This is a genomic window from Fodinibius salinus (assembly GCF_008124865.1).
Lineage (GTDB): Bacteria > Bacteroidota > Rhodothermia > Balneolales > Balneolaceae > Fodinibius > Fodinibius salinus.
This window is the reverse complement of record NZ_VNHY01000004.1, coordinates 320,989-339,220: the sequence shown is the minus strand read 5'-3', so window position 1 is coordinate 339,220 and position 18,232 is coordinate 320,989. Positions and strand designations below refer to the sequence as shown.

Sequence of the window (18,232 nt, the reverse complement as noted above, 5' to 3'; positions counted from 1 at the left end):
AGGTCGCTATTTGTATTGGTCGTCTCATAATGAAATAAGAGGTTTGTTTAAGTTAATTGTTGTGATTGGATATCATCACAGGTTGTTATACACATTGGTGGCAGGGGTACCCCTAATGAGCATACCTGCCAATACAAGCCAGCAATAGACTGCTCCTATATTGTAACATGCGTATTGGAAGGCGAACAGAGGACAAATGAATTTGATCATAAACCCCGGCAGGTCTGACCCATAATAAAACCCGCAGCAGCTGTGACGCCACTGCGGGTGATTATGATAAAGAACAATATCAGTAAATAATTATTCCACTGGGCTCCAGTAAGGAATTTGGTCGTTGGCGCTGTGGGTCGTCAGGTTAGTAGGCGTCCCGCTGCCGTCGGCATTAATTTTATAGATTTCATCAGTACCATTGCGGTAAGTATCAAATATCAGCTCGGAACCATCCGGCGACCAGCTGGGGTAGAAGTCCGGTCCGATATAGTTGGTCAGCCGCTGCTCGCCGCTGCCGTCGGGGTTCATGGTATAGATCTCAGTACTTCCTGAACGATTATTGACAAAGGCAATCTTGCTGCCATCCGGCGACCAGCGGGGGTGTTGATCATTAGCACTACTGTTGGTCAGCCGCTGCTCGCCGCTGCCATCGGGGTTCATGGTATACAGCTCAAGATTTCCCGAACGGTTGTTGGCATAGACAATCTTGGATCCGTCCGGGGACCAGTGTGGCCAAGAATCCCCAGCGCTGTCGTTGGTCAGCCGCTGCTCGCCGTTGCCGTCGGCCCCGATCGTATAAATTTCTGTATTCCCGCTGCGGTAGTCCACAAAGGCAATCTTGCTGCCATCCGGCGACCAGCTGGGACCCGCTGACCTAATCACATCCGCACCCGTGGATGTCAGCTGCTGGATATTCGACCCGTCAGCATCCATCACATACAGGTGGTTCGTGCCATTACGTCTACTGACAAAAGCAATCCTGGTGCCGTCGGGAGAAATCGCCCCAGCTATGTCAGCAGCGGGCTCGTCGGTCAGTTTCGTCGGTGAGGAGCCGTCGGTATTCATCAGGTAAACTTCAAAATCACCGTCGCGGTCGCTGCTAAAGACAATCTGGCCGTCGGCCACGGTCTGGCACTCCACGTCGAAGGAGGTAGAGGTGGTATCCCCGGCGGTAATGGTCACCGTTTGGGGGTTACTGCCGTTGACTGAGCAGTTGCCGGCGACCCCGGACAGCTCGGTATCCACGTTGCCTTCGGAGAGGCCGGCCAGGATCACGCTGCCCGACGAAGACACGCTCTTGCTGGTCCCGCCCGCATTGACAGTATAGCCGTCGCCGTCAATGTCGTCACCGGTGCTGCTGCTGGTGACTTCTACCGCCCCTGTGGTGGTCACGGTCTGGCACTCCACGTCGAAGGAGGTAGAGGTGGTATCCCCGGCGGTAATGGTCACCGTTTGGGGATTACTGCCGTTGACCGAGCAGTTGCCGGCAATACCGGTTAGTTTGGCATCCACGTCCCCTTCGGAGAGGCCGGCCAAGATTACGGTGCCCGAGGAGGACACGCTTTGGCTGGCCCCACCGGCAGTGACGGTGTAGCCGTCGCCGTCAATATCGTCGCCGGTGCTGTTAGTAGCCACTTCCACCGCCCCGGTGGTGGGCTCGCCACTATTGTTATTGTTGCCATTGGTCGGGCCATGGCCGTCATCGCCACAAGCCGCCACCAATAGGATGGTCAAAAATAAAGTCGCTAGTTGTATTAGTCGTCTCATGATGAAATAAGAGTTTTGTTCAAGTTAACTGTCGTGATCTACTGTCATCCCAGGTCCTTATACATATCGGTAGGTGGGGGCACCCTAATGGGAGGTATTCTGTCCAAAAAGCCAACTATATACTGCTCCTACATTGCAATATGCGTACTGGAAGGCGAACAGAGGACAAATTAACTTCGTAGCACAGCTGGGAAGTGTAATCGATAGTTCTATTGCACAGAATGATAACGCCCAGTCTGCACAGAAGTGACATACCTGTAGAAGCACTGGGAGGATAAATATCGGTTATTATCCTTATTGACTCACAAGCGAAATATATTTGAGGGAGTAAAGGAAAGTTAGATATAGCCTGAGCTATATGGGAGTTCACTGCTGCTGTAACTATTGTTGCCCCCTAGAAAGTGGTGCTATTTATAGAGTAGTACTTGCTTATAATTATTGTATCTAATTTTTATAAGCTTGTAGCTATTTAAACTCTACTACGGTACAGCCATTGCCGCCCTGTTGGATAGGCGCCATTTGGTAGCCTTTCACCTCGTTTCGTTGATCCAAATATTCGTGGACCAGATTTTTAAGGATGCCTTTTCCCTTACCATGGACGATTTGTACTTGATCACGTCCTGCAGCAATAGCATTATCTAGATAGGTTTGTACTTTCTTCATCGCCTCATTACCGCGCATCCCGCGAATACTTAGTTGAGGTTTAACCATTTTGTGACGGCTGCCGTCTTCAAAGTTTACTTTCACCTTTTGTTTCGATTTCTGATCGGAAGCACCCTTTACCTTCACCAGTTTATTATATTTTGTTTTGAGCCGTAATCCGCTGGCTAAAACTACGGCTTTATCTCCGTCAATTTCTTTGAGTTCGCCGGTAGTATTGCCATCCTGCAGGCGAACCAAGTCGCCTATTTTCGGTTTTTCTTTTGAATCCTGATACTGTTGTTCTCTTTTATCTTCTAATTTTTTGAGTTCAGTGTCTACTTTTTGCTGATGTTTTTCTACCTCACTGCGAGCCTGTTTAATGGTTTGTTCATCTTTTTCTCCCTCGCTAACAATACGCTCAACGGCTCGTTCGATTTTTTGATTAGCCGAATCCATAATTTTTTTGGCTTCTTTTAACGCCTTTTCACGAATCTGTTCTTTTTCTTTTTCAATAGCCGAGCGTTTTTCTTCATAGCGGTGTCGTTCTTTTTCGGTATTTTCTTTAAGCTTGTCATATCTTTGCTTCAGTTCTTCAGCTTCTTGGCTTTTAGTTTCCAGCTCCGAAATGAGCGTTTCCATATCGCTCTTCGCTTCGCCCAACAGCAGGCGTGCTTGGTTGAGTAGATCATCTTGCAGCTCCATACGTTCGGCAATTTCAAAAGCGTAGCTACTGCCGGGTACCCCCTTTTTGAAATGATATGTTGGCGATAGGGTATCTTGGTCAAACTCCATGGATCCGTTGACGGCATATTCATGCTCATGGGCAAAAACTTTTAACGATCCGTGGTGGGTGGTGACTAATATTTTGGATTTGCGTTCCATCAGTTGTTCAATGAGCGACTGAAAAAGGGCACCTCCTTCTTCAGGATCCGTTCCAGCTGCGGCTTCATCAATGAGCACTAAGCTATGTTCATCCGCATGATTAAGTGTATGTTTCATCCATTCCAGCCGCGAAGAAAAAGTGCTCAGGTCATTTTCGATGGATTGATCGTCACCCATATCCACGAAGATGCTGTTAAAAACAGGTATTTCCGAGCTGTCGCGGGCGGGGATAGCAAATCCGGCCTGCATCATCATAGAGCAAAGCGCCAACGTTTTAAGTGCCACTGATTTGCCTCCGGCATTGGGTCCTGTTATAACGAGGCAGCGTTCATCCTCGGACAATTCCATATCCAACGGCACCACATTTTCTTGCTCATTTTTGGGTAGTTCCTGGTTTTTGAGTAATAACAGTGGATTGTAAGCCTCTTTAAAATAAAGATGTGATGTTTCTGAGATGACGGGCGTAAATCCATTCAGATCAATACTGAGCTGTGCTTTGGCGGCAATGATATCAAAAGTGGTGAGCACCTTCATATTTTGACGGATGGAATCGCGTTTATCTCGAATGTGGGCTGTCAGCTCACGCAAAATACGTTCAATTTCCTGCTTCTCCTCAGACTCCAGCTCGCGAATCTCATTGTTGATGGTCAGTGCATCCACCGGTTCTATATAGACCGTTTGCCCCGATGAGGAAACATCATGCACAAACCCTTTAACTTTTCGTTTGTATTCTGCCTGAACGGGAATGACCATGCGACCACTGCGGATAGTTGGCCCCTCATCTGATGTCATGCCTTGTTTTGAAAGTCGGCCCATCACTCGGTTAATTGTTGTACGTAAATTGTTGCGTTGGCTTTTAATTTTGTTGCGGATGGACTTTAGCTTGGGACTGGCATCGTTACGGAGCTCCCCGTTTTCGGTGAGTACATCCTGTAGGGTCTCTTCCAGATCTTCCAGTGGGATTAAGCCAATCGAAACTTCTTTTAGGGCAGGATAGTATTCTTCGCGCTGCTCGATGTATGATTTTATACGTCGCGCGGTAATGTTTAATTCGAGAATTTTTATGAAGGCTTGCAGCGGAATAATACTGTTTTTGGGGCGTGCTTTTTCCAGAAAGTCTTCTACATCATGTAGGTTGCGCAGAGGAAAGGCCGAATCATTTTGAAGCAGATCCATCATTTCGCCTGTTTGGCTGAGCCGCCTGTTAATCACCTGTCGATCAGAAAAGGGCATCATTGAGGCAAGTTGTTCCTGAGCCATCTGGGATCGTGCTTTGGTTACTGCCGCTGATCGTACGGTATCAAATCCTATTTTTTCGCTAAGTCGTTCGGGAAATAAGTGCATTTATAAATATGGAATTATTATTTTTACCGCAGAGAACGCTGAGGATTTTACAACGTTACGTTTGGTATTATCTTCAATCTCGGTGATTAATTATTAAACAGTAATATAAGCTTCTTTGGCCGAAAATGATGAATTTGAAAAGAGTTAAATAATTGTTAAATGGAGAAGTATAGAAAAAAGAATTCTAGTAAATAAATAGTCTCTCCTCTAGGGGAGTACCCCGGGCCGATAATTTGGGCTCTGGAATAGAGGTGTAAATTATACCCCCCAACTCTTTTGTCTTACCCGCCATTGGTGAATGGATACCTTCCTCAGGGAGAGATTTTTTAAGTTAAATCAAAAATCTGATATGCAACTACCAATCTATCAAGTTGATGCTTTTGCTTCTAAACTTTTTGAAGGCAATCCGGCAGCCATTTGCCCATTAAGTGAATGGGTTTCTGATGAGCTGATGCAGCAGGTAGCGATGGAAAACAATTTATCTGAAACGGCATTTTTTGTGCCACAGAATGATCGATACCGCCTCCGTTGGTTTACGCCCACTACCGAGGTTGATTTATGCGGGCATGCAACACTGGCCTCGGCACATGTCTTGTTTGAACACTTGGAGTATCAGCGAAGTACGATCAAGTTTGATACCAACAGCGGCGTGTTGAAGGTACGAAAGGAAGACGACCAGCTGGTAATGGATTTTCCTGCTGCTGCCCTCAATGCTACCGAAACGCCCGATTTTTTGGAAAAAGCAATTGGACATCCGGCCAAAGAATTATACCACGATACCGATTACCTCTACGTGCTCGAAAACGAAGAGCAGATTCGTAACCTGGATCCCGATATTGCAGCAATTTCCAAAGCCGATGCGCGCGGCGTTATAGTAACTGCACCCAGTAAGCAGGTTGATTTTGTATCCCGCTTTTTTGCTCCGGCTGCGGGTGTGGATGAGGATCCGGTTACAGGCTCGGCCCATACAATGCTCACCCCTTATTGGGCTCAACAATTAGGAAAAGAAAAACTGGTAGGACGACAAGTGTCGCAGCGCGGCGGCACGGTTTATTGTCGTCAACATGGCGATCGGATAGCACTGGGTGGCCAGGCGTGTACATTCATGCAAGGGGTTATCACATTATGATTGAGATTGTTACGCTGTTTCTTCTGGGAATTATTGCTGGAATCATTGCCGGACTGTTTGGGCTTGGCGGTGGTATCCTTTTCACGCCCATACTTTTTGTGGTATTTAGTGATGGCGAGATTTCCGATCCTGTGGTTTTGACAATCGGCAGTTCCTTATTTTGCACTTTTGTAGCCTCTTTGGGTAGCTCGGTGCGACAATTTCAACAGCAGAACTTTTTCTGGTCAGAGGGCATCAAAGTGGGGGTAATGGGAGCTGTGGGTGTTTTCGCTGGTAAGCAGGTGATTACTTCTCCATACTACAGCGAGCAGGTATTTGTAATTTTCTTTAGTCTCTTGCTGATGTATGTAGCTTTTATGTTTTATAGCAGAGGATCCAAAAAGCAGAAGCATATGCAGCAGAATAATAACCCGTTGAGTATGGGACAGTCATTAGTATCGGGCGGGCTTGGCGGATTTGTTGCAGCACTCGGAGGCATCGGGGGTGGAGGCGTGATGGTTCCGCTGCTCAATCTATGGTATTACAAACCTTTTGCCCGGACGGTAAGTATTTCATCGCTGGCTATTGTGGTCATCTCATTTTCGGGATGGATACAACTCGGCTTAACAGGAAGAGACATAGATACACTAACGGCATTTCACTGGGGCTATGTGGATTTTGGTGCAGCCCTTCCGTTAGCATTGGGTGGTTTGCTTGGTGGGTTTGCTGGCGCACTGTTTAACCTAAAAATTAACAGACGCTATCTACAGTTTGCCTTTGCAGTATTAGCCATTGGGATGGCGGTAAAGTTACTGACTGATGTTTTTTAAAAACTTTAATCTTTGTCCCTTTTAGATATCAAATTCAAGTAAACTAATACTTGGATGAAAATGTGATCTGATGTTCATCACTGAATAAGCGTAACTTTTGCTTAGCTTCTTGTAGCTGTTTGTATTCTAGGTAACCGATATAAAGCTCTTTCTGTTTTTTGCTGTCAAGGGTTAGAAAAAGCGCGTTATTGGTCATGTTAATAGACTTTATTTCGTCCCAGAATATAGATTCCTCTTTTTTATTTTCAGTAAATGTAATGCCATTCTCAAAAAGTTTTATTTCCTCAACAGATGTTGCATTGTTTATATTGGTATAGCTTATAACAAGCCAGGCAATGACACATATTAGATTAACGATTGTTTCAAACTCCCAGCCATTTTCTTGATAGCTTTCAAATGACAAATAAACATAGGCCAGGGCCAGGAGAATTCCCAGATAGGCTAGCCATTGCATGTACTTTAGCCGGCTGGGAGGTGTTATCGTATATGGCTTATTATCCACTGTGGAATTATTTTTCCTCTTTTTCTTCTATTGCCGGTCGTTCTAAAAAGGGAAGCCCATCGGTAATCCATGCTGGTGCTTCTTTGCCCAACAGGTAATGTTCATGCCATTCAAAGGCGCGGGTGGCGTAATCAATCTGATTTTCCTCGCGTGCCAGTCCGTGGTTTTCACCTTCATAAACGAGCATTACAAAAGGATTTTGCATACGTCGCATAGTATTATACAGTTCCACACCCTGATTAAAATCTACGGCGCCATCATCAGTACCGAATTCAACCAACAGTGGGGTATTCATTTGCTGCATGTTAAAGATAGGTGAATTTTCTATAAAGTTATCCCAGTCTTTCCACCACGGATCGGGAAAGCGTCCCTGACTAGTCTCGAAAATATTAGCATCTGTAGTACCGGTATTCCAGTAGATAGAATTGTACATACTAATCATGTTTGTTAGTGGAGCACCGGCCACAGCCGAGTTAAACAGATCAGTTTGCGTAACAATAAAGGTAGTTTGGTATGCACCCCACGAGTGACCTGTGAGTCCAATCTGATCTTTGTTAATCATTCCGGTATCAATAACTTTTTGCACGGCCGGAACTACACTTTCTACCGCTGATATGCCAGGATCGCTTAGCTCATAGGTGATATCCGGTTGAAATACGAAATAGCCTTCCGAAGAATAACGCCGGAAGTTATACGGGCTTTTTTTGGTGGGAATGCTGTAATTGTGAAGCGTCTGTGAACGGTCCTCATAGATGTAGGTGATCATCGGATACTTCTTGTCTGGATCGTAGTTGGCAGGATACAGCAGCCGTCCCTCTAACTTTTGCCCGTTTTTATTGGTAAAGGTAACAAGCTGGTCATCCGCCCAGTAATAGTCATCCTGCTGAGGGTTGGTATAGGTGAGTCGAGTAGGGTTGCTGAAATTCGAATCCACATGGAAAAAATCAGGTGAATCAGTAGCTGTTTCTACCTGATAGACAAATTTTTGCGTAGAATCAGCTTTTGCCAGCCGGCTATACATTTTTGACTCATAGACCAGTGTTTGGGTAGAGCCGTTATTATTTAAACGTGCATAGCCGCGGTCTTTGGTTTCATCGCCGTACATCGAAAAGTAAATATTGTCATTGTCTTCAATGCCTTCGCCATCGTAGTTAAACCGACGCTGGCGATAGCGAATCTTATCAGAATTTCCATTGGTAAGCTGCTTGGTATTGTTGCCGTCTGCCCATACCTGATAAACATTATATCGATCATAGAGCAGTACCCAGTCGTCTTCTTCCGACCATTCGCCCGCACCAAAGGGGCGCCGGTGTTCGCGTCCGTTTACGTTGGTAAAGTTTTCAAAGCGGGTGTCGATATCTTCGGTGATGTTTCTGTGCTGATCGTTTTTAATATCATACGTCCACCAGTTTTGATCTTTGAAATACAACAAGTAGCTGCCGTCAGGTGAAGTTTGTACATATTCGTGCTGTTCTAAAACTTGCTGGGTTTCACCTGTGGTTACATCCACCAAATATACATCCCGCCATTCTTCTTCAAACTGTGGTTCATAGGGGTGGGGATCGTAGGCTACGGCGTATTGTTGGTTGCCAGTGAGCTGGACCTGATCAAACTGTTTGGTACCTATCCGCACGAATGATTGCTTATCCAGATGCCAGGCCGAAAGATCATTTTTTTGTTTCAACTGGTTTTTCATCACTTTCTGTTTGGGCTGGATATCATCATCTTGCCAGTGCCAAACTTCTACATTCGAGGGATCCAGATCATCATCGGACTTTTTCTTAGTCGAGTCAGATTCAGCTGATTTATCCTTTTTCTTTTCCCATTCTTTGATGCCGAAGAAAACGGTATTGCCATCTTCTGACCATTCGAGATTTCGATAATCGACTACGCGATGTGTCTGCGGAAATGAGTTTATTTTCTGCTGGTCAAACACAAATTTTTTGGGGGACTGGTTAAGATCCTTAAACGCCATGATATGATGCGTGGGATCTTTGAAGGCCTCATTTTCTTGTTCCTTTAAAAAGGCCAGGGCAGTACCATCTTCGTTCCATTTGAGCTTTTTATATGTCGTACTTTTACTATCCAGCACTGTAATTTTACCGGATTTCAGATTATACAAGTGCGCACCGTTACCGAGCTTTTCATTTGCATCGAGTAGTACAGCCAGCTTAGAACCATCGTCGTTAAAGGCATAGTCCGAAACGTTACCGATTAGCTGATTGGTGCCATGCTGCAGGTTGCGGAGAATGAGGTCGGTTCCTTCTGTCTTTACGCCTTCAGCCTTGTATTTTTTCATGGCTAGCCAGCGGCCATTATCCGAAAAACTGTAGCTTTGTACGTTTTTAAAGGTATCTACTTTGCTCTCTTCCAGGTTCATTAATCCCAGCTTTAGACGGACTTTCTTCTTTTGTTTCTTCAGTTTTTTCTTTTTCTCTTCCGAGACGCCGATCTGAAATGCTGACCATTTATTGTTTGGGGAGAATTTTGGGCGAATACCATGCATAAATTTGTGGTCTTCAGTACTGTCGGCCCCTACTTGTTTAATAATGAGCCAACCATCACCATCCACCAGACTGATGTTATAGGCAAACCATTGTCCATTGGCCGATATTTCGGTAGTAGAGATAGATTGCCACTGGTCGTAATCTTCAGGTTCGAGTTTTTGTTTTTGCGCGAAGAGGCAAGTATTCAAAGCCAAAAAAAGAAGAACCGAAAGTAAAGAAAATCGAGTGAGTCGCATCATAAAACCGTTGATTAACAATTGAACAAACTGATTTGATAACATTACAAAAATTGTTTCAGATAGGAAAACAGTTTGTATATACGATACTGCTGACTAAATGTTATAAATAGATACCAATCATAAAAAAAGGAGTCCCGATCAGGAGACTCCTTTCTCAACTAGCAATCAAATCCGCATTATAGCGGAATAAATGTCACTGATTGTGAATCAGCTTTTAATACAAAGCAATCAAGTTTTTAATCCATAATTTTACGCAGGAAGGCCGGTTGATCCGAATCAGACTTATCGATGCGCTCTTTGCGGTCATTGAGCAGTTCATCGCTCTTTTGCTGCTCGGCCTGCATATCGTCTTCTTCCTCCTCTTCGTTTTTGTTGAGCGATTGTACATTTTTTAGTCCACGGCGATGGAAGGCTGGTTGATCCATCTGTTTGAGATTTTTTTCTCCTTTATAAAATGGATCGTCTGTTGAAGAATACCGGCTGTGTCCGGTAACGTCACCGGCTTTGGGCATCTCCAGATCATCACCTTTGGTTTCGGTTTCTTTCTCATTCGGAGCGACACTGCTGCCGTTTTCGTTGTTTTCGGCCAGATCAAAGCCAGTGGCAATAACCGTAACGCGTAGGTCTTCGTCAAAGCTTTCATCAAGCACAGTACCGAGGATGATTTCTGCATCTTCGCCGGCTTCTTGCTGGATGATGCTGGTAGCTGTATTGGTTTCTTGCATTCCCAGGTTGGCGCCCGAAGAAATATTGACCAATACATTACGTGCGCCGCGGATGCTCACACCGTCGAGCAGGGGTGAGTTGATGGCTTCGCGGGCCGCAATTTCGGCACGGTCTTCGCCCGTGGCGCTTGCTGATCCCATAATAGCTGCACCCCCGTCAAGCATAGTGGTGCGTACGTCAGCAAAGTCAAGGTTAATGAGGCCGGGCATCAGAATGAGATCCGAAATACCACGAGTAGCATTGTATAGTACCTGGTTGGCCTGATCAAAAGCCTCGAGCAGGGTGGTCTCTGCATCCGCGATATCCATAAGCCGCTCGTTGGGAATAACGATAACCGTATCGCTGTTTTTCTTGAGTTCGGTAATTCCTTCGAGGGCATATTTCATCCGTTTGGGCCCTTCGCAGTCAAAGGGGGTAGTGACAATACCGACTGTCAAAATCCCTTTTCGTTTGGCGATGCCCGAAACCACGGGAGCGCCGCCGGTACCAGTACCGCCGCCCATGCCGGCCGTAACAAACACCATATCGGCGCCTTCTATAGCCTCTTCAATTTCGTGTCGATTTTCTTCTACCGCTTCCCGGCCAATTTCAGGACGGGCACCGGCTCCGAGTCCATTGGTAAGGTTGGCGCCTACCTGGATGGTGACATCGGCCATACTGTTCTTCAAGGCCTGGGCATCAGTGTTGAGTGCGATATACTCTACACTGGTCAGACCTTTGTGGATCATGTTGTTAACGGCATTACCGCCGCCGCCTCCAACACCCACGACTTTTATTTTCGCATTGTCTTGACCGTCGATGTCAAAACTAAAACGAGAGTTTAAGTTAGACATAATAGTTACTCCTTTTTGATTGCTGTATTTTTATTTTTGTTGCTGTTTGATTGCTAGTTGTTGATGATTGATTTAGGTTTAAACCTGTCCAGCCCCTTTTTTGTATCTCCTCTACAGGAGGGATGCCGGGGCGGTTTTTTATAGTTTTTAGATTCTTATCCATATTATTTTTTATCCATATTAAAGTTCTTTGAACCAACTCTTCATACGGTTGGCGATGCGGTTCATTACCTTTTCTACACTAGATCCTTTGGTTGATGATGGAACGATAGCCTGGTTGGCAGGACCACTGCCTGTTTCAATTGCGTGCATAACCAGTCCCACCGAGGTGGCGTAAATAGGATTTTGCACTTCTTCAATAAGTCCGCCGCTGAGTCCCATTGGTTTGCCAATTTTGGCATCCATACCTAGTACTTCGTTGGCCAGGGGGCATACATTTTTGATGAGCGAACCACCGCCGCTCAGTACGACACCCGCACTCAGCGAGTCGGCATAACCGCTTCGTTTTGTTTCAATAGCCACAATTTCGAGGATCTCTTCCATCCGAGCCTGTATAATTTTGGCTAAAATACCTTTGGTGATTTCTTTGGGCGGACGACCCGCAATGCCGGGTACTGTGATAGCTTCATCTTCTTCAATAAGTTCAATATAGGCTTCGCCGTGATTCCGCTTGAGCTTCTCAGCCTGATCGTCTAACACGCTTAGCCCCATACGGATATCATCGGTTACTTTTTTGCCTGCTATAGCAATGACGGCCGTATGTCGGATAGTGTTATCCTGGAAGATGGCAACATCAGTGGTGCCCCCTCCGATATCCACAAGCACAACACCGGCTTCTTTTTCCTCGTCATCAAGTACAGAATACGAAGATGCGAGTGGTTCGAGAATGATATCGGCTACCTGGTAGCCGGCCCGTTCTACGCATCGGTAGATATTTTTTGCAGCCGAGACAAGTCCTGTAATAATGTGGACTTCTGCTTCCATCCGCATGCCGCTCATACCCACGGGATCGCTGATGCCATCCTGACCGTCAACAACAAATTCTTGTGGAATGACGTGGATAATCTCCTGATCGGTAGGCAGCATAATCTGCCGACAGTCTTTGAGCAGCCGGTCAACGTCATCTACAGTAATTTCGTTGTCCCGGTTGTTAATGGTAATGACGCCCTTGCTACGCATGCTACGAATGTGATCGCCGGCAATACCTACATTTACCGAGTTGACCTCGATACCTGATGCCAGCTGAGCCTGTTCAACGGCTGTTTGTATGGCGTTTACTGTTTTATCGATATTGACTACTACGCCGCGATTTAGGCCATCGCTCGGCGATTTACCAACGCCCAGAATATGGATACGATCTTGTGGATCAATAGAGGCAACGATTGCACATACCTTGGTAGTGCCAATATCCAGTCCGACGACAATTCTGTCTTCTTGTTCTTCCATAATGTTATCCGCGTACTGTTATGTGATTAATTTTCATCATATTCTAAGATACTGTTGCACGTGTCCACCTTTTAGCGTGGACGTTAATTCCAGCAGTTATATTTCTTTTTCGCGCGTTACGATCTGTCCTTCAAATCGAAGATCAACTGATCGCATTTTTTTAATTCCTTTTTGTTTAACGACTTCACCATAAAATGCTTCCCAGTTGCGAAGTCGAGTTTCGTAATTACCTTTGCCGAAAATAAGTTTAACTCCATTTTGATTAGTCAGTGCTACAACTCCTTCTTTTTCGGTCCATGCCACTTCACTGATGGTGGCATTAGAGACTGGTTTGTCGTGCACATTGGTCAAAAAATCAGACACTCGTTTAAAAGATTCACTATGTAGTGTATCACTCATGGGCGTAGCACTAAATCCATAGAGAATGGGTACATCAATGGTCTTGCCCAACACTTTTGGCAATCGGATGCCGTGTTTATCTACGTAAACTTTTGTTGATCCATCCGTCAGCATTGCAATGGGTTGCCGTTCGTTGATATCTATTGACAAGTTGCCGTTGGGTTCTACATTTGCAGCTGCGTTTTTGACGTAGGCCAACTTCTTGAAGCGGCGGATAATATCCACAAAATTCATGCTGTCGGGACTTATACCTGTTGGAACCTCCACCTGCTTTAGCCGTTCAGTAGAAACAAAATGGTTGCCTCGGTATTGGATTTCCTGGACCGTAACGGTAGAGCTCCACGACAGCCCGCCGATAATTGCCAGCCCCAGCACAAATATAGCACCGGCGACCCATGCCAGCGGTTTTTTGGTGCTCTCGGTTTTGTTATGTGACTTATTTTTGACCATTTAAGTTTTTTTGTGAAAACTGTTGCAAGTGTCCACGCTTGGAACAATGAATGAGCGTGGATGTTAATTCAACCTATTCTTTATGTTACGTATGGTTCGATTATTCATTCGTGTCTGAATGTTTAGATATATTATTTCAATTTTGTAATTCCTTTTTCGAGCATTTCAGTAAATTCTTCGCCGTATTTATAAATATCGCCTGCGCCCATAGTGATTATTACATCACCGGATTTAATAATTTCTTTCAGACGGTCGGGCAGCTTCGTTTTATCTTCTACATAATGCACCTTGCGGTGACCGTATTCTTTGGCGGCATTGGCAATAAGTTGACCGTTAACGCCCTCAATGGGTTCTTCTCGGGATGGATATACATCTGTAATAACACAGACCTCTGCATCAAAAAATGAGAGTCCGAACTCTTCATAAAGTTCCTGTGTCCGTGAATACAAGTGCGGTTGAAATACGGCTACAATGCGGCGATCTGTCCATCCCTCACGAGCGGCATTGAGTGTGGCCTGTACTTCTGTGGGATGGTGGGCATAATCATCGATGACCATCACGTTATCGGTATCGGCTTTGAGCTGGAAGCGACGAAATACCCCCTGAAACCGCTCCAGTCCTGACTTGATATTATCAAAATCAATATCCAGCTCCAGTCCCACGGCAACGGCAGCCAAGGCATTTCTTATATTATGGTTGCCCGGTGCTTTAAGCGTAATGTCGCCAAGCTTCTCACCTTCATTGATAACAGTGAATGAACTGTTAAAGTGGTCCACTTCAATATCCACGGCACGAATTTGGGCTTGGGGCGTCAACCCATAGGTGATAGTGCGGCGGTCGATAGATGGAATAATACTTCTTACATTGGAATCATCAAGGCAAAGAATAACGGCACCATAAAAGGGTGCTTTGTTGGCAAATTCACTAAAAGCCTGTTTTACATCTTCCAAATCGTCGTAGATATCGAGATGCTCGGCTTCAATATTGGTTATAACACCCAGCGAAGGGGTGAGTCGCAGAAATGTCCGGTCAAACTCATCGGCTTCTACCACGATTACGTCACCTTTGCCCACTACGGCATTAGTTTTTGAGAAACTGTGAACTTTGCCGCCTACCATAATCGTGGGATCAAAACTCCCGTCCTGAATCACATGGCCAATCATAGTTGTAGTAGTGGTCTTGCCGTGAGTGCCGGCTACGCCAACACCGTATTTCATACGCATCAGTTCGGCCAGCATCTCAGCCCGCTTAATAACGGGAATACCCTGATCAAGTGCCGTTTTGGTTTCAATATTTTCTTCCGCTTTTACAGCACTTGTATACACAACCACATCGCAGCCTTCGATGTTTTGTTTGTCATGACCAATGGCAATTTCTGCGCCAAGTTCCTGTAACCGCTCAATGGTTTCGCCCATTTTTGCATCTGATCCGGAGACGGTATAGCCTTTTTGTAGCAATATTTCGGCCATGCCGCTCATACCAATCCCGCCGATACCAACCATATGAATATGGCGGGTTCGTCCAAATATGGGCTGTGTTTGAATTTGTTTACTCATTTGTTGGTTTACTAGTTTGTCTAAGCTGTTACAAGTGTCCACACTTGATATAATGAATGAGTGTGGATGCTAATCCAAGCTATGTGACTGTATCAGGTGCTTTTTTGTTTTATCAATTTTAAAATTTCGGTTGCGATTGTTTCTGCGGCTTCGGGTCGTGATAATTTCTTTGCTGCTTTATTCATTGCTGCAAGTTTTTGCTGGTCGGTAATAATCTTTTCAACCAGGCCGGCTAAGGTATTTTTTAAATCCTTGTCCTGTATTAATTCTGCTGCGCCTTCCTCTACCATCGACCGAGCATTTTTTCTTTGATGGTCACCGGCCACATTGGGCGATGGAACAAGAATGCTTGGTTTGCCCGTGAGGGCCAATTCTGAGCAGGATAGTGCACCTGCTCTGCTGATCACGAGGTCTGCCACGGCATAAGCTTCGGGCATATTGTGCAGGAAGTCTATGAGACGCAGATTCTCATAGTTCTTTTTATGTATTTGATTACGGATCTGATCAAAGTAACGCTCGCCACATTGCCAGATAATCTGTAGCTCCATCTGGTTGTGCATCTGATCAATATGATCGAGCATTGCTTCGTTGATGCTGCGGGCTCCGCCGCTGCCGCCCAGTACAAGCAGCGTTTTTTGATCGGAACCAAAGCTAAATTCCTCAAGTGCTTCTTGTTGGTCTGCATTGGTCAGTGACTTCCGCGTGGGATTACCGGCGATTTGTGTCTTGTCTATTGGGAAGTAGTGATCAGCATCTTTGAAAGCGGTAAAAATACGTTCGGCGCTTCGGCCTAGAATTCGGTTGGTAACACCGGGAAAACTGTTTTGCTCTTGGATGAAAAGAGGCACGCCCATCTTATTAGCCACCCAAGCAGTAGGCCCCGCTGCATATCCGCCGCAGGAAATAACAGCATCCGGATCAAATCGCCTTACAATACCTATGCTTTGCATCAGGCTGGTGACCAGTTTTATGGGGAACAGGAGGTTTTTGAGTGTCAGTCGCCGATGAAATCCGCTGATCCAAATGTTGGTAATATTAAACCCGGCTTTGGGTACGGCTTCCCATTCAAGATGATTTCTGGTACCGACAAAGAGTATTTCAGTATTGCCGTACTCATTTTGTAATGCCTCGGCAATAGCAATCGCGGGGTATACATGTCCACCGGTACCGCCGGCCGCAACCAGTACCTTTATAGTACCCTGTTCTGAGGCCGTGCCGCGGTGTTGGTACGATATGTCTTTTGCAGCGCTATGCATAGAAGACCGCCTTTTTGTCGTTATTATATTTCGAAATGTTCATCAGGATGCCAACCATAATGCCCGCAAACAGAATATTGGTTCCGCCATAGCTTACAAAGGGCATAGGCAGGCCGGTAACGGGTAACAGTCCGCTGGCGACGCCGGCATTAATAAATCCGTAAAAAACAATAGAAAGTGTACAGCCTACAGCCATCAGCATACCGAGAGGGTCGGGCGCACTCTTGGCGATTTTACCGATCCCGCGGAACAGAATAACAGTAAATAAAACGATAACAAGCATTGATCCCACGAGCCCGTATTCTTCGGCAATAATCGCAAAGATAAAATCATTGTAGGGAGCTGGTAAAAAATCGCGTTGGCTGCTTTGCCCAATACCTACGCCAAAAATTTCACCCTGAGCAATGGCAATATGTGCCTGCTGTGCCTGGTATCCTTCTTCAATATTTAACTCACTGCTATTGATGTTGTTTATTTGCTCAAGATAGTTGCTGATACGGCTTTGCCGTTCGGGAGATTGCCAGATTAAGATGCCGGCACCCATTATGCCTATTAGCATTAATGTTCCCAGTTGTGACATGCTAATGCCTCCTACAAACATGACTAACAGTGACAGACCGAGTAAAACAGCAGCACTGCTGAAGTCCTGAAGTCCGATAAGTCCGCATGTAGCGACCACCCAGAACATGATGGGTAGAAATGTACGCTTGAAATCTTTGATATATTCTTGTTTTTCATCAAGCAGTACCGATATGTGGATGAGTAGTGCAAGTGATGCAAAGGCTGCGGGTTGGAATGAAAGGCCGCCGATACTGAGAGATCGCTTGGCACCAAAGGATTCAGTTCCAAATACGGTGACGGCCAAGAGTAGAACCCAACCAATGACAATACCCAGCCGGCTAAATTTGGCTATGAGATGATAGTCAATTTTTGATGCAATCAGCATAGCCAGGAAAGCGATACCCAGCTTAAAAACATGTCCGGTAATAAGGCTGCCAGCCGTGGTTTGGTTTGTTTCAGCAAAGTAAGCGATAGCAGAATAGATCGCCAGCACACCAAATACCATAAGCACAATAACCGATATCAGCAGGATCCGATCACTGCCTCGGCCCGGTGTATCCATCTCATCAGGGCTGGTACCCAAGATAGAAGACACATTTTTATTTGGCGTTGTGTATAGCATGATTCTTGTTTTTAGCTTTTTAAAGCCGGTTTACTGCTTTTTTAAATTCGTTGCCTCGATGTTTGTAATTATCATACATATCGAATGAAGAGCAGGCAGGACTTAACAAAACGGCCTCTCCCTGTTTAGCTCCTTGTTTTGCCATCCGGACAGCATCATTCATTGTCTTGGATGTTTTTAAATTTGGCACAACCGATTTAAGCTGCTCTTCGATAAGTGGTTGCGCTTCGCCGATCGCAATAATGGTGTGCACTTTTTCTTTAATTTGGTCAACTAGTTCACTGTAATCGTTGCCCTTGTCGCGTCCACCTAAAATGAGCGTAAGCGGCACGTCAAAACTGTCTAGCGCATACCAAACGGCATTGATGTTAGTAGCCTTGCTGTCGTTTATATAGTTCACACTGTCTACCGTTCGCACATGTTCCAAGCGATGTTCTACGCCCTCGAAGGTGCGCAGACTTTCACGGATTACATCACTTTTAATTTCTGATGCACGAGCAGCCAGGGCTGTAGCCAACCCATTTTTCAAATTGTGCTTGCCGGAAATTTTTATGTTGCTAGTAGGCATTAA

Annotated in this window: 13 protein-coding genes; 2 read left to right on the top strand and 11 right to left on the bottom strand. The window is 45.5% G+C overall.

Annotated features, from left to right (window positions below; all coding sequences use genetic code 11):
• Window positions 1-300: 300 nt before the first annotated feature.
• Together LX73_RS12180 and LX73_RS12175 are read right to left on the bottom strand one after the other, a co-directional pair.
• On the bottom strand, window positions 301-1,758 hold the full coding sequence (locus tag LX73_RS12180) for an LpqB family beta-propeller domain-containing protein (RefSeq protein ID WP_148899780.1): 1,458 nt from the start codon (window positions 1,756-1,758) through the stop codon (window positions 301-303).
• Between the two features lie 465 nt (window positions 1,759-2,223).
• On the bottom strand, window positions 2,224-4,626 hold the full coding sequence (locus tag LX73_RS12175) for an endonuclease MutS2 (RefSeq protein WP_148899779.1): 2,403 nt from the start codon (window positions 4,624-4,626) through the stop codon (window positions 2,224-2,226).
• A gap of 349 nt (window positions 4,627-4,975) precedes the next feature.
• On the opposite strand from LX73_RS12175, the gene LX73_RS12170 reads away from it, so the two are divergent.
• On the top strand, window positions 4,976-5,755 hold the full coding sequence (locus LX73_RS12170; RefSeq protein ID WP_148899778.1) for a PhzF family phenazine biosynthesis protein: 780 nt from the start codon (window positions 4,976-4,978) through the stop codon (window positions 5,753-5,755).
• Window positions 5,752-6,564 (top strand): sulfite exporter TauE/SafE family protein, encoded by an 813-nt coding sequence (locus LX73_RS12165; RefSeq protein WP_148899777.1) that lies wholly within the window; start codon window positions 5,752-5,754, stop codon window positions 6,562-6,564. The genes LX73_RS12170 and LX73_RS12165 overlap by 4 nt, the downstream gene beginning before the upstream one ends.
• Before the next feature lie 43 nt (window positions 6,565-6,607).
• Here the strand turns inward: LX73_RS12165 and LX73_RS12160 are convergent, their stop codons facing one another.
• The 9 genes from LX73_RS12160 to LX73_RS13085 all read right to left on the bottom strand — a co-directional run bounded on the left by LX73_RS12160 (window position 6,608) and on the right by LX73_RS13085 (window position 18,229).
• Window positions 6,608-7,066 (bottom strand): hypothetical protein, encoded by a 459-nt coding sequence (locus LX73_RS12160; RefSeq protein WP_148899776.1) that lies wholly within the window; start codon window positions 7,064-7,066, stop codon window positions 6,608-6,610.
• 7 nt (window positions 7,067-7,073) lie between these two features.
• Window positions 7,074-9,812 (bottom strand): alpha/beta hydrolase family protein, encoded by a 2,739-nt coding sequence (locus LX73_RS12155; RefSeq protein ID WP_170245688.1) that lies wholly within the window; start codon window positions 9,810-9,812, stop codon window positions 7,074-7,076.
• A gap of 236 nt (window positions 9,813-10,048) precedes the next feature.
• Window positions 10,049-11,371, bottom strand: coding sequence for a cell division protein FtsZ (gene ftsZ, locus LX73_RS12150; protein WP_211359433.1), 1,323 nt, complete (start codon window positions 11,369-11,371; stop codon window positions 10,049-10,051).
• Between the two features lie 180 nt (window positions 11,372-11,551).
• Complete coding sequence (ftsA, locus tag LX73_RS12145) at window positions 11,552-12,817, bottom strand: cell division protein FtsA (RefSeq protein WP_148899773.1); 1,266 nt, start codon at window positions 12,815-12,817, stop codon at window positions 11,552-11,554.
• Between the two features lie 96 nt (window positions 12,818-12,913).
• Complete coding sequence (locus LX73_RS12140; protein ID WP_148899772.1) at window positions 12,914-13,666, bottom strand: cell division protein FtsQ/DivIB; 753 nt, start codon at window positions 13,664-13,666, stop codon at window positions 12,914-12,916.
• Window positions 13,667-13,797: 131 nt separating this feature from the next.
• On the bottom strand, window positions 13,798-15,195 hold the full coding sequence (murC, locus tag LX73_RS12135) for a UDP-N-acetylmuramate--L-alanine ligase (RefSeq protein WP_170245690.1): 1,398 nt from the start codon (window positions 15,193-15,195) through the stop codon (window positions 13,798-13,800).
• A 119-nt stretch (window positions 15,196-15,314) separates the two neighbouring features.
• Window positions 15,315-16,478 carry an undecaprenyldiphospho-muramoylpentapeptide beta-N-acetylglucosaminyltransferase gene (gene murG, locus LX73_RS12130; RefSeq protein WP_148899770.1) on the bottom strand — a complete coding sequence of 388 codons (1,164 nt, stop codon included), beginning with the start codon at window positions 16,476-16,478 and terminating at the stop codon, window positions 15,315-15,317.
• Window positions 16,471-17,661, bottom strand: a complete 1,191-nt coding sequence (locus tag LX73_RS12125) for an FtsW/RodA/SpoVE family cell cycle protein (RefSeq protein WP_148899769.1) — start codon at window positions 17,659-17,661, stop codon at window positions 16,471-16,473. The genes murG and LX73_RS12125 overlap by 8 nt, the downstream gene beginning before the upstream one ends.
• Before the next feature lie 19 nt (window positions 17,662-17,680).
• Window positions 17,681-18,229, bottom strand: coding sequence for a glutamate ligase domain-containing protein (locus tag LX73_RS13085; RefSeq protein ID WP_211359432.1), 549 nt, complete (start codon window positions 18,227-18,229; stop codon window positions 17,681-17,683).
• Between the last annotated feature and the right edge of the window lie 3 nt (window positions 18,230-18,232).

Coding starts and splice junctions, on each gene's coding strand:
- ftsZ (WP_211359433.1), bottom strand. CDS start 11,371: ATGTCTAACTTAAACTCTCGTTTTAGTTTTGACATCGACGGTCAAGAC.
- LX73_RS12155 (WP_170245688.1), bottom strand. CDS start 9,812: ATGATGCGACTCACTCGATTTTCTTTACTTTCGGTTCTTCTTTTTTTG.
- LX73_RS12125 (WP_148899769.1), bottom strand. CDS start 17,661: ATGCTATACACAACGCCAAATAAAAATGTGTCTTCTATCTTGGGTACC.
- LX73_RS12170 (WP_148899778.1), top strand. CDS start 4,976: ATGCAACTACCAATCTATCAAGTTGATGCTTTTGCTTCTAAACTTTTT.
- LX73_RS12180 (WP_148899780.1), bottom strand. CDS start 1,758: ATGAGACGACTAATACAACTAGCGACTTTATTTTTGACCATCCTATTG.
- LX73_RS12175 (WP_148899779.1), bottom strand. CDS start 4,626: ATGCACTTATTTCCCGAACGACTTAGCGAAAAAATAGGATTTGATACC.
- LX73_RS12140 (WP_148899772.1), bottom strand. CDS start 13,666: ATGGTCAAAAATAAGTCACATAACAAAACCGAGAGCACCAAAAAACCG.
- LX73_RS13085 (WP_211359432.1), bottom strand. CDS start 18,229: ATGCCTACTAGCAACATAAAAATTTCCGGCAAGCACAATTTGAAAAAT.
- LX73_RS12165 (WP_148899777.1), top strand. CDS start 5,752: ATGATTGAGATTGTTACGCTGTTTCTTCTGGGAATTATTGCTGGAATC.
- murG (WP_148899770.1), bottom strand. CDS start 16,478: ATGCATAGCGCTGCAAAAGACATATCGTACCAACACCGCGGCACGGCC.
- ftsA (WP_148899773.1), bottom strand. CDS start 12,817: ATGGAAGAACAAGAAGACAGAATTGTCGTCGGACTGGATATTGGCACT.